Origin of the sequence: Aeribacillus sp. FSL K6-8210 (assembly GCF_037963925.1) — a bacterium.
GTDB lineage: Bacteria > Bacillota > Bacilli > Bacillales > Aeribacillaceae > Aeribacillus > Aeribacillus composti.
This window is the reverse complement of the sequence record NZ_CP150172.1, coordinates 2,148,370-2,160,671: the sequence shown is the minus strand read 5'-3', so window position 1 is coordinate 2,160,671 and position 12,302 is coordinate 2,148,370. Positions and strand designations below refer to the sequence as shown.

The 12,302-nt window shown below is 42.2% G+C and carries 10 protein-coding genes, 1 pseudogene and 1 other annotated feature; of the genes and pseudogenes, 3 read left to right on the top strand and 8 right to left on the bottom strand.

Annotated features, from left to right (window positions below; all coding sequences use genetic code 11):
• Window positions 1-10: 10 nt before the first annotated feature.
• Window positions 11-1,471: a CoA-acylating methylmalonate-semialdehyde dehydrogenase gene (locus NSQ41_RS10305; protein ID WP_339209867.1), complete on the top strand. Its 1,461-nt coding sequence runs from the start codon at window positions 11-13 to the stop codon at window positions 1,469-1,471.
• A 467-nt stretch (window positions 1,472-1,938) separates the two neighbouring features.
• On the opposite strand, the gene trpS is transcribed toward NSQ41_RS10305, so the two are convergent.
• Window positions 1,939-2,934, bottom strand: coding sequence for a tryptophan--tRNA ligase (gene trpS / locus NSQ41_RS10300; RefSeq protein ID WP_339209866.1), 996 nt, complete (start codon window positions 2,932-2,934; stop codon window positions 1,939-1,941).
• A 503-nt stretch (window positions 2,935-3,437) separates the two neighbouring features.
• On the opposite strand from trpS, the gene NSQ41_RS10295 reads away from it, so the two are divergent.
• A complete protein-coding gene (locus tag NSQ41_RS10295; protein ID WP_027725928.1) occupies window positions 3,438-4,667 on the top strand; it encodes an IS110 family transposase in 1,230 nt (409 codons plus the stop codon).
• 190 nt (window positions 4,668-4,857) lie between these two features.
• Window positions 4,858-5,109: a binding site (T-box leader), on the bottom strand.
• A 404-nt stretch (window positions 5,110-5,513) separates the two neighbouring features.
• Here the strand turns inward: NSQ41_RS10295 and NSQ41_RS10290 are convergent.
• Entirely contained in the window at window positions 5,514-5,948 is a 435-nt protein-coding gene (locus NSQ41_RS10290; RefSeq protein ID WP_339209865.1) for a GNAT family N-acetyltransferase, read from the bottom strand.
• 109 nt (window positions 5,949-6,057) lie between these two features.
• Between NSQ41_RS10290 and NSQ41_RS10285 the strand changes: the two are divergent.
• A pseudogene (locus tag NSQ41_RS10285) lies at window positions 6,058-6,213 on the top strand (GNAT family N-acetyltransferase); the annotation flags it as partial.
• Window positions 6,214-6,673: 460 nt separating this feature from the next.
• Here NSQ41_RS10285 and NSQ41_RS10280 read toward each other — a convergent pair.
• The 6 genes from NSQ41_RS10280 to NSQ41_RS10255 form a co-directional block, all read right to left on the bottom strand.
• Window positions 6,674-7,552 carry an IS982 family transposase gene (locus NSQ41_RS10280; protein WP_339209864.1) on the bottom strand — a complete coding sequence of 293 codons (879 nt, stop codon included), beginning with the start codon at window positions 7,550-7,552 and terminating at the stop codon, window positions 6,674-6,676.
• A gap of 1,077 nt (window positions 7,553-8,629) precedes the next feature.
• Window positions 8,630-8,818, bottom strand: a complete 189-nt coding sequence (locus tag NSQ41_RS10275) for a hypothetical protein (protein ID WP_263115623.1) — start codon at window positions 8,816-8,818, stop codon at window positions 8,630-8,632.
• Window positions 8,819-8,938: 120 nt separating this feature from the next.
• Window positions 8,939-9,634: an ABC transporter ATP-binding protein gene (locus NSQ41_RS10270; protein ID WP_094245972.1), complete on the bottom strand. Its 696-nt coding sequence runs from the start codon at window positions 9,632-9,634 to the stop codon at window positions 8,939-8,941.
• A 2-nt stretch (window positions 9,635-9,636) separates the two neighbouring features.
• Window positions 9,637-10,722, bottom strand: coding sequence for a hypothetical protein (locus NSQ41_RS10265; RefSeq protein WP_094245971.1), 1,086 nt, complete (start codon window positions 10,720-10,722; stop codon window positions 9,637-9,639).
• Window positions 10,715-11,731, bottom strand: coding sequence for an FtsX-like permease family protein (locus NSQ41_RS10260; protein ID WP_263115627.1), 1,017 nt, complete (start codon window positions 11,729-11,731; stop codon window positions 10,715-10,717). Before NSQ41_RS10260 ends, NSQ41_RS10265 begins: the two co-directional genes overlap by 8 nt.
• Before the next feature lie 70 nt (window positions 11,732-11,801).
• Window positions 11,802-12,194, bottom strand: coding sequence for a hypothetical protein (locus NSQ41_RS10255; RefSeq protein ID WP_094245969.1), 393 nt, complete (start codon window positions 12,192-12,194; stop codon window positions 11,802-11,804).
• Between the last annotated feature and the right edge of the window lie 108 nt (window positions 12,195-12,302).

Sequence of the window (12,302 nt, the reverse complement as noted above, 5' to 3'; positions counted from 1 at the left end):
GGAATGAATGATGGCTTCAGCGACTACTGTACAAACATTGAAAAACTTTATAGGTGGACAATGGGTAGACTCATCTTCAGGAAAGGTAGAACTCGTTCCTAACCCAGCTACGGGAGAAGCGTTAGCTTATGTTCCGATTTCTTCACGGAAAGAATTAGATCAAGCGGTTGCGGCAGCAAGAGAAGCGTTCAAAACATGGAGCAAAGTGCCTGTACCGCGTCGCGCCCGCATTCTTTTTCGCTACCAGCAGCTCCTTGTTGAGCATTGGGAAGAGTTAGCTCGTCTTGTTACATTAGAAAACGGTAAGAGCTATGATGAAGCGTATGGTGAGGTTCAACGCGGGATTGAATGCGTAGAGTTTGCTGCGGGAGTTCCTACTTTAATGATGGGACAGCAGCTTCCAGACATCGCCACGGGAATCGAATCAGGCATGTACCGTTATCCGCTTGGCGTCGTTGCGGGAATTACGCCTTTCAATTTTCCGATGATGGTCCCATGCTGGATGTTTCCTTTGGCGATTGCCTGCGGAAATACGTTTGTGCTGAAACCGTCTGAACGTACGCCAATGTTAGCCAATCGCTTAGCTGAACTATTTACGGAAGCCGGTCTCCCAGCGGGTGTCCTAAACATCGTTCATGGGGCGCATGATGTCGTCAATGGCATTTTAGAACATAAAGATATTAAAGCGGTCTCTTTCGTCGGATCTCAGCCGGTCGCTGAGTATGTATATAAAACGGCAGCGGCTCATGGAAAACGGGTGCAAGCTTTGGCAGGTGCGAAAAACCATTCCATTGTTATGCCAGATGCTGATTTGGATTATGCCGTTGCAAACATTATTAATGCTGCATTTGGCTCGGCAGGCGAACGCTGCATGGCGTGCGCAGTAGTAGTGGCCGTCGGCGATATTGCCGATGAACTTGTGGAGCGTTTAAAGAAAGCAGCCGATGAGATAAAAATCGGCAACGGATTGCAGAAAGATGTTTTTTTGGGCCCCGTCATTCGCCAGTCTCATAAAGAACGGACCATCCAATATATTGAAATCGGTGAAAAAGAAGGAGCGCAGCTTGTCCGTGACGGACGTCGTGACGCTGCGACAAGCGGGGAAGGCTATTTTATCGGCCCGACGATTTTTGATCATGTGAAACCGAGCATGACGATTTGGAAAGATGAAATTTTTGCGCCTGTTTTGTCGGTCGTTCGCGCGCGCGATTTAGATGAAGCCATTCAAATTGCCAACCAATGCGAATTTGCCAATGGCGCGTGCATTTATACCGACAGCGCGAAAGCGATCCGTCAATTCCGCGAAGAAATTGACGCCGGCATGCTCGGTGTCAACGTGGCGGTTCCGGCGCCGATGGCTTTCTTTCCATTCTCCGGTTATAAAAACTCTTTCTACGGAGACCTTCATGCAAATGGACGCGACGGCGTCGAATTTTATACGCGCAAAAAAATGGTGACGGCGAGATATTGAAGCCGTAATTATGATAGTTAGGTGGAAAGGGATTGTGGCATTAGCCCACAACTTCCTGAAAGTAGCCGGCATCCGCCAGCTACTTTCAGATAAAAATCGAAAAAATATAAAAGCAAGTGGAGAGAAACGAATTGTTTTTCTCCACTTGCTTCATTTTAGGGACTTATCGGACAGCCCCTTTGCTTACACCCATTTCTTTTTTAACTATCCCGAAAATTAGTATTTTCATCATTTGCTAGTGCCGTAAGCACGACATGGAGGTCTATCCTGAAAATGAATTTTTCATTATTCTGATGATGCCGCATAGATGCGGCATGGTTGTCTCCCTGGGAAGAACGAATGAACTTCCATCATCTGTGGTGAAGTTCGTTTCATGGTTGGCTAACGAAGCAGTTAGTCATAATAAACCGTTAATAAATTGATGAAGAAAAAGGTGTATCACTATTCGATACACCTTATTAAATCACTTAAAACATCCTTAATCCAATTGCCTTTCTAACTTCACTGATCACTTTTTGTGATGACTCTTTCGCTTTCATTTTCCCGTGTTCTAAAACATCATATACATCACTATCTGACAATTTTTTTCTTTTTTCTCTAAACGGTCCAACGATGGAATTGATCGAATCGGATAGAATGGATTTACATTGTACGCACCCTATCGTCGCATTACTGCATTGGAGCTGAATCTTTTCTAACGTTTCCTTTTCAGTAAAGTAAGTGTGCAAATGATAAACGTTGCACCCTTCTTTTGAAGGGTTACCTGCTTGATGTTTATAGATACGAGTAGGGTCAGAATATGCCTTCTTTACTTTTCGTTGAATGGTTTCATTGTCATCTTTCATACTAATATAACTGTCGGCGTTATCGGATTTACTCATTTTCCCTTTCCCTGAAAGAGAAGGAATACGAACAGCATTTTCCACAATCGGTCTTGGTTCAGGAAAAATATCTCCATAGAGTTGGTTAAATCTACGTACAATGGTCCTTGCTATTTCCAAATGAACCAATTGATCTTCGCCGACGGGCACAAATTTTCCTTTGTGTATAAGAATGTCTGCTGCCATCAAAACTGGATAACCTACTAATCCATAATTGACATTATCAGGTTGTTTTTTTGCTTTTTCCTTAAATGTCGGACAACGTAATAAATCCCCTAATGGCATTACCATGCTTAAATAAGTATGCAATTCACATATTTCCTCTGCAATCGAGGATTGGACATAAAATGTAGATTTATTTGGATCGAGCCCTGCTGCCAAATAATCTTTAGCAATTTCCAAAACATTTCTCGTTAAATCATCTGGTTTAGGGTGAGTAGTTAGTGAATGAATATCATTGATAAAAAAGTATGAATTGTACTTTTCCTGTAATTCAAGGATATTCTTCATTGCACCATAGTAGTTACCCAAATGTAATTCTCCTGTAGGTCTTATTCCTGATACTAATATTCCCCTATTCATCGAAATCCCTCCATTTTGTTGTAGTTTTAATGCTTTGAATTGAAAAAAACGTCCACCAGCCGTCTTCCATGACTAATCACTCCTCGTATACTAAGTTTCAGAAAGTTTTTTTATCGAATTTCCAGTCCGATACGCTCCTTGACAATCGCATATCTTGGGTGGTTGCCTTTGTGGGAGGGGCGCGCCCCTCCCACAAAGGGTTGAGCGTACCGGGGTTGGACTTTTCGCAATGTTCCTGGATAATGGTCTTAGGATCATCGGGGATACTCTTCTCACTCCTGTAGCTTTGACTACTTGTAAAGTCTGTCTCCTCGGCCCCTGTTTGGACGTCTAACCCGCAGGCTGTTCCCGTTGGTTTTCCCCATGCTGGAAGGAGCAGCTTCCAGGGCAGCCCATGGTCCAACGTGAGTTCTCATATGCGAGGGTGACTGGTCAACAGGCGCGATCCGGGGGCATCCCGAAGAGTCCAACCCCTCGATCCTACAACAATAGGAGGTGATCTCATGAAACTCTACGTCGGGATCGACGTGAGCTCACGCGACTTAGCCACCTGCATTATGGATCATGAAGGAAATACGTGCGCACGCTTCAAAGTGGATAATCATCTTCTGGGCGCCACCTTCCTTCGGGATCAAATCCTCCTGTGGGCTAACAAGCGAAAGCCAACCGAAATTCTGATCGGGATGGAAGCCACCTCGGTCTACAGTTGGCATCCAGCTATGTTTTTCCACCAGCAGGAGGCCTTGCAGGCTTGGAACGTCAAGGTGTTTACGATCAATCCAAAGCTCATTCGCAAGTTTAAAGAAGCCTATGTCGACTTGGAGAAAACGGATGACATCGATGCTTGGATCATTGCGGATCGGCTTCGCTTCGGCCGTCTGAAGATGACGGCTGTCCTCAAGGAGCAGTTTCTCGCGCTTCAGCGACTGACACGCATGCGATATCATCTCGTCCACCAGTTAACCCGTGAGAAACAGTATTTTCTCCAGCACTTGTTTTACAAATGCAGTTCCTTTACCCAAGAGGTGGACAGTTCGATCTTCGGACATGCCATTCTCGAACTGCTGCTTGAGTCGTGGAGCCTCGATGACATCTGCCAAATGGATGTCAAGCAGTTGGCCGACTTCCTGCGCCAAAAAGGGCGCAATCGCTTTGCCGATCCGGAATGCATCGCCAAGTCGATTCAAAAGGCGGCCCGTTCGTCGTATCGGTTGTCCAAGTGTGTCGAGGATTCCATCGACTTGCTGTTAGGGCTGTCGATTCAATCAATCCGCAGCCTGCAATCGCAGCTCAAAGAGCTCGATAAAGCCATTACCCGCCATCTTGAAGGCATTCCGAACACACTGCAAACCATCCCAGGCATCGGACCGGTTTATACCGCAGGCATCCTGGCCGAAATCGGGCAAATCGAGCGGTTTCACAACCAGGCCGCCTTGGCAAAATATGCCGGCTTGACATGGTCCAAGCACCAATCGGGCCGTTTTCAAGCCGAGGACACCTCCCTCATTCGTTCCGGCAATCGCTATCTCCGTTACTACCTAGTGGAGGCTGCCAACTCGGTGCAACGGCATGATGCGACGTTTCGTGCGTACTACCGGAAGAAGTATGAGGAAGTGCCCAAACACCAACATAAACGAGCCCTCGTCCTCACCGCTAGAAAACTCGTGCGTGTGATCGATGCGCTGCTACGCAACGGTCAAATCTACACGCCAAGAAAGGGGGAAGATCGATAAGAGGATCGATCTGGTATACCAATATCAACCTTTAGACCCAGTTTATTACATGTACCAATACTGGGTTTCTTCAGTATTGCCTTTTTTCGGATCATCGGACAAGGGAATTTCCAATTTCTATGATTTTTCACCTTGACATATTACCGCAGGACTTTTAGACAACTAAATAAAAAGGCTTTCCATCCACTTGCCAAAGGACGGAAAGCCGCGGTGCCACCTTTGTTCGTTTGTAAAACAACAAACGCACTTTTAGGGTACGGAAACATAAATTACGTTTCGATACCTTGTCTCTTTTAACGGTGAGACTCTCCGCCAAAACCTACTCTAAATTTCGGTCTGGTTGCTCCGAAGCCCATTCAACATGGTTTCCACACTGATTTGCACCAACCATCAGCTCTCTGAAGTGTCCGCCATGCCTACTATTCTTCATCATCACAAAGATATATGGAATTTTTTTATTTATTATAATCACACGGTAGAATGATTGCAATGTTTTTTACTAAATTATCCAAAAAATTAGTATTTTCATCATTGCTGATGCCACATAGATGCGGCATGGTTGACTCCCATGGAAGAAAGAATTAACTTCCACATCTGTGATGAAGCTCGCTTCATGGTTGGCTAACGGGTGCTTTGTTGAATAACCTACATTAAATATAAAAGAGATTGGAACGTTTTCTTGTAACGTTTTTCAAGCTCTTTTATTAATTTGAATTATACTGTGAATTCATTGTGAAAATTGTGCGATTTGACCTGTGACTCAACCTGCGTTTTACTGTTTTGCACCTGACAAGTGAACCCGTTAACAACACACACGATTGTTTTTCTTATTTTCGAGCCACTCGTCTATTCTAATTCGTGATCTCGCTCTTTTCTTACTAAAATTAGATAATGACCACCATACTTATTTACATTTGTAAAACCCAGTTTCTCATAGAAGGAGGTTTTATCTTTTGTTCCTAAAGCAATAGTACGAACCCTCTTCACTTTTGGATGATTTATCAATCTTAATATCAACTGTTTTCCTATACCTTTTCCTTGATAAGGTTTATCCACTTCCACATCGTAGATTTCTCCCCAACGTACATAATCGGTAAGCATACGGGCAAAACCAACAATTTTACCATTATCAAACGCTGCAACCAGTAAAGGGGTATGTTTTAACATTTCTTCCCATTCTGCTATATCAGTTGGCATCTTCCAAGTAGCTACTCTTTGGAAAATCTTTTTGAGTTCTACAACATCAATATCATCTTTGCTATGGCTGTAGCTAATATTCACTGATAGTTTCCTCCTTGCATTGTAATATTATTTATTAGATTCTTACAAGAAAATTAAATTCCTTCTGTATCCTTTATTCATGTGAACTTTACATAACACTATATTATTGTTGTATTCAAGAGTACATCAGTGGGCTAAAGAGAATAATTATAATATCGTTTCTTTATCTTCTGGCTTACAGCGTGTTGACGCACATCGTTTTTATGAAGAAAAAATGCAATATGATAAAGTAAGCTACGTATTCTTGAAGAGACTATCGAAGTAACAATAAGTATTAGCTCAATAAGAAGCAGTAAATAAGTATAAAAACGCTCTGATTTTTGTTCCGAGCGTTTTTCTTTGCGATTTATATTGTTATTTTGTACTAATTACTTTGTATTTGCTGTGTTTTTTCACATTTCTCTTCACGAAGTGAACCCGTTAAGGTTTTAAATGGGTTTCATTTTTATTATGTTTTAAGTATTTTCTGAAAATAAAACGGAAATGACTGATAGTAAAAAGGTTTGTGAGGGGAGAAACATGTATGTAAATAATGTGCGTGAGGCTTTGGATCGATTAACCGAGGATGAATTCGAGGAATATTTAAAAAGGTTGCGGTTAGTATTGAGAAAAAGGTACAAGAAGAATGTAAAGCCATCGGACCTAAAAAATCGAGTTAAAGAATTCATTAACGGAAAAGATCCAAAAATTGATTATTTTGAATCATCCGTGGTGCTAGTTGAGTCTTAACGCTCAACTAGCCTAAGAACAACAAGGGAGTAAGCTAGTAAAATACCATCCAGTGCCGTTTCAAATCCAGAAACCGAGTTCGCTCGAATCTCGGTGATCCGATACGAATCGACTAAAATCGAAAACACGGTTTCAATCACTTTGCGTTTTCGTTTCATCCACTGTTTCCATGCGTCGGATTGGAGAATTCGCTGATTTTTTCGAACGGGCGTCCAAAAAGCGACTCGATGCTCTTCGTACAGCTTCTTTTGCAGTTTTTGGCTGATGTACCCTTTGTCACCTAGGTTATATGGATGTGGAATTTGCGTCATGACGGTTTCAGCGGCCACCCGATCGTGACAAGACGCTTCAGTGACGACATATCCCATCGGAAGCCCTTGGTCGGTGGCCTGCAGATGAAGTTTCAACCCATAGAAAGCGATCTTTTTCGAAGCACAATAGCCAATATCCGCAATTCCACGAAACCGTTTGGCGCGATACATTCGGGATGAATGACACAGCTCGATCGGCAAACTGTCCACGACCGCATACGCATGGTGTTGCCCACGCTTGGCTAGCTGGTGCCGAATCCACTTGATCGCAAAGCTAAGCGCTCGGCAGCGACGGTTGTACCGAGAACGCTCAGGGAACAAGTCCTTGGGAAACAAATTCCCAATCACAAACCGATGCCAAGCCTGTTCGGAAGTGAAGCCCAACAACTTTCCAAGGACATGGATGGTGATGATGACTTCGTCTTTCTGTTTCAACAAATGACGATTTCGACGTTGAAGAGGAATCTGGATACTCGATAGTTGAGCCGATACAAAAAGCAAAATCGATGCATATTGTTTTTGAAGTTTGACACGATCTGTAGTAAAATGAAAGTGCTCTTGCATGGGGATTCTCCTTTCGAATGGTAGGTCGCACTTTCATTCTACAGGAGATTCGCCAGGCAAGAGCTATTTTTTATGCTTGTTTGATTTTATCTAGCACCACGGGTCAAACATTATTTAAGTTTTTATCTTAACTATAAGGAATTGAAACAAATGAGCAACCGCATATGATTCAATGAATTCTCCGTAAAAACATACTAAGATTAGTAGCACAGACCATGGCCATGGTCTGTGCTACTATTTGTGCGCCCGGCATGGGTGTAATCTATAGGGTGAAAGTCCCGAGCTGCGAAGGCAGAAGTAGCAGTTAGCTTAACGCAAGGGTGTCCGTGGTGACGCGGAATCTGAAGGAAGCGAGCGGCAAACTTCCGGTCTGAGGAACACGAACTTCATATGAGGCTAGGTATCACTGGGTGAGTTTGCAAGACAAAACAAAGCCCTTTCTGCCGAAGGTGATACAGAGTAAATGAAGCAGATGGATGGAAGGAAAGATTACACTCTTACCCGGGGAGGTCTGGCTGGCACGCCAAGTAACCTTGGTAACCTATCTAGTGATAGATAGCTGAACAGTCAGAAGTCAGCAGAGGTCATAGTATTAGTTGGTCTAGAACAACTAAGAAGGACCGAACAATTAAGAGAGAATAGCCCTTGGCATTCAGTGAGTCATGATGAACACAGAAAACGTAGTACCTCACTTGAGGGAGGAAGCGGTGAATCCCGTGGGAGATCTCTTGGAGGGTGGAGTGACCACTGGCATAAAGAGAACAGCTATTCACGGAAGTTATAAAGACTTGCGTCAATTATCTTAATTGAACCGCCGTATACGGAACCGTACGTACGGTGGTGTGAGAGGACGGGAGTTAATCGCTCCCTCCTACTCGATTTATAGTAGAAGTGGAGAATAGGTCGTGACAGCCCCAGAACCTTGAGTTCGTAATGAAAAAACTGGCCTACTTCACTGCCCTTATAAGAATCAGTTTCAGTATGTTGGTTCCTTGAGATCGTGTATAAGAAAAGGGAATCGATAAGGTGAAGTGAAGACTTCTACATAAAAATCAGGAGGAATGTATATGCAAAGCGTCATTGCTTTTGATGTCGGTATGGGAATAACCCCTCAATATCATAAATAACCATAACTTGCTTATTGTTGTATTCTTTAAATGTAGGAGTAATGTCTCTTTGCTGTTTTGAAGGTTCTTTATCATGTATTTCTGGAAAAAATGACAATTGCATGGTATCATTCATTATAGTAGTCTTTTGATTACTCATAAAAAATCGCCCTCTTTCTAAAATGTTTGTTTGGTCACTTACCTTTTACTAGAAAGGGTGATTTTTTTGTATTTTTAAGCATGAATTAACAGAAAGAGGCTGCCAAAAAGTGAAAATTAGTCACTTTTTGGACAGCCCCTTACTTGTTATGAGTTGACCGTCATTAATTCGTAGAATTCGATCCCCTAGCTTAGCCACCTTATCATCATGGGTCGCAACAAGCACTGCAGCACCTTTTTCTTTGAAAGAAAGAATATGAGACATTACTGTTTGCGCTGTCTCGCTATCAAGGGCTGCTGTCGGCTCATCGGCGAGTATCACATCAGGATTGTTCACCAGAGCACGAGCAATAGCAACTCGCTGTCGTTCACCTCCAGAAAGTTCTGATGGTTTCTTCTTTAATGCCCAATCCAGACCGACTTTCTCTAATGCCTCTAATACTCTATTTTTTCTCTCCTTACGTCCTGGTAAGGGTCTTGCATATTGCAATGGTATCATGACATTACTTTCAACAGTTTCATTCTCAATTATTGCGTAATCCTGATGGATATATCCAAAATACTCATTTCGTAGACGAGCCCTATTACGATCGCGTTCTGATACTTCTCTTCCTTGAATGAGGATATGGCCCCGCGTTGGCTTACTAATTAATCCTAATATATTTAATAATGTAGATTTACCGCTACCTGACGCCCCCATCAAAATAACACATTCACCAGCATTCAGTCGTAAAGAAACTTTTTCAAGAGCCGTTACTTGTGTGCGATCCCTACCATAAACCTTCGAAATGTTTCGAGCTTCAAGGATTGGTTTCATTTTCAGCCTCCTATCTTTTTTGTGCTGCGCATGGACCATAACCATAATATAAAAAATGTCACTAAGATTCCTAACATAACCCATAACGGTACATTTGGTGATGGTGCACCCGCAAGATGTAAGTAACATAAGAGCAGTGTAAGTATCGTAATCGGTGGGATCAGCACCACCGCTGCCAAAAATCCCCCAATGCGAAGACTAATATGAAAAGGCGTTGCTCCATACATAACCCTGATTTTAAAAGCCCGATGCTCTTGACGAATCGTCAAACGTGCAGAGGACACGAAAGCAATAAAAACTAGTAACAGAAAACTTAACATACCTACAATATATATAGCGGAACGTCCCATTATTTCACGAAATCGTTGAGGTTGATCCACAGCTATGTCATGGGGAATAAGAAACAAGTCACTATTTGCACTCATCTTAACAAACGTACCTACCGCTTTAGCTTCCGGATCAAGCAAGACCGTTCGAGCTATAGCTTCTTCTTGCTCAATAGGACTGAGTAGTGGAAGAAGGTTAGATGGTGCTCTAATCACGATGCGATTGTCTAAGGGTAAACCTGCCGCCGAAGGATCAAAAAAGGTAGCTCCTGCAGGAAGTGTGCCGACTACTGGTATGTTTTCTCCTGCTATATTTACAGAGTCCATATTTTCACCAGCAAGTTTTGACCCTTGCATAGCACATGGTACGGATTCGCACAGCTGAAGCTCAGGAAATAAATCTGAAATAACATCACCGAACAGTATTAGTGTAAGATGTCCATCTGCAAATTCAGGATCATCAAGTCCCATGTTATTAATGATTGCAGTATAGCCCTTTTGATCGTTGATTTGGTCTATCACAAATTGTATAGTATCCGTCCCTACTTGACTCGGTTCACCATCGGATGGATAGTAAGGGGTAAAAGTGACAGCGTGCTGTTCCCGTAATTGCTGGCCTCCTTTTAATACAGCAACCTGGGATACAACATCCTCTAAGGCCAGTGCAAAAACAACGCAGGCTGCGGTAATCATCAATGAAATTCCTAACATGGCCTGCCAACGTCGGCAAGCCATAATAACCCCTGCCCACAACTCACGCATCAACATTTACCTCCTTGTTTGTCTTTATAACCACATAAAGTATCAAAGACCATGTCAAGATGACAATAATGAATGAGATAGCAATACTAGCGAATGTTTGTAAATTGAATAATGGGATATCAGTATGGCTAACTTCTGCTATTAGAAGTTTTGACATAATTCCACCTATAGCACTCCCTATTAGAAGACCAGCTATCCCAAATAATAGATTTTCTCGCACGAGGGTAGTGGGCAAGGCTCCATAACGTCTTCGAATGCCAAACTCTCGAGTACGTTCTTGATTGTATAAAAACCAGTCCAAAACAACACATAAAAGACCCATAACTAGAAAAATGACAGTGATTACAACAAATGGATTATTAATGAAATATGTAAATAATGGGATTTCCTTACTTACCTGAGGGACAAACCCCATCTGATAGAACAAGTTTAATATATGTTTTACTTGATCCGGATCCGAAGTATTTATCGTGTAATTTCCAGGAGGTAGTGGATCTAGATTAATCGTACGTGCATATTGATAATCATCTGTTGCAGATGGCGAATCAATCACTCCGGAAATTTCAACTTCCTTTGGTAAAAGAGATGCTGTACCAGAATTCGACCACTGTTTTTCAGTGTATGTACCTCGGAAAAGATAGGCATGAGAAGTTGTTAAGTCCGTACTTTCATCTGAATCTTTTGGAAACCAAGGCAGGGATCCATGTGGGTCGTAAACAATGATTTCAGGTCGACCATCGCCTAACGAAGAATAAACAAGAGATAGTGACTGTTTATCAATATAGTCAATTAACATACTTTGTGCAGAAGATGCTTCAGTTTTTGTAACCTCTTGTGGACCATTAATCATGGTCAAGACAGTTATTTCTCCTGTTAAGCCGAATGTGATTTCTTGGCGGCTTTCAAGCGTCCATTGAAATGCTTGCACCATGAAAGATGTTAGCATGCTGAGAAGGACGCAACTAAGTGCAAGTCTTAAATTTAATAGAAACCATTTATTTGTATTCATGTCAACGCCCTCCTCAATTTACGTGCTTTGATCCAAATTCTAGAAAGTAAAACTTAATTAGGTTATAATTTTAGAAGTAAATAAAGTTATAGTTATAGCGAGTTACATATTTGTCACCCCAAAGTGGTGAGTCCCAAACAGAGTCTTGGCGGGAATGAACTCTTGTATCACTTTTCGAACTTGCTTTTGAAGTGTAAAGACGTCCTGTATCAAGAGAAGGTCCCGCCTGACGAGTAAACCGGTGATATCCCTGTTTCGCGTGTTTGCCATTATCATTATACGAGGCTTTGATTTGGACATAGCCATTCCATTTTGCCCCCATTAGTGTTTCCCATGCTTTAGCATAGTTCTGACCGGCTGCTTGTGTTTGAGTAAAAGAGAGACATAAGGTAATTAAAAGCCCCGCAATGATTAAGACAAATACATTTCGCACATAGCGAGAAACTCCAAGACTACTATTCATTTTTTATCCCCCCTTTCCAAGTTTTTCACAGTAATCTTTTCAACAATTAACAATAAATTCCTCTCTATTTTGACAAAATGAAACAATATTACTAGCATCAATTAAGGT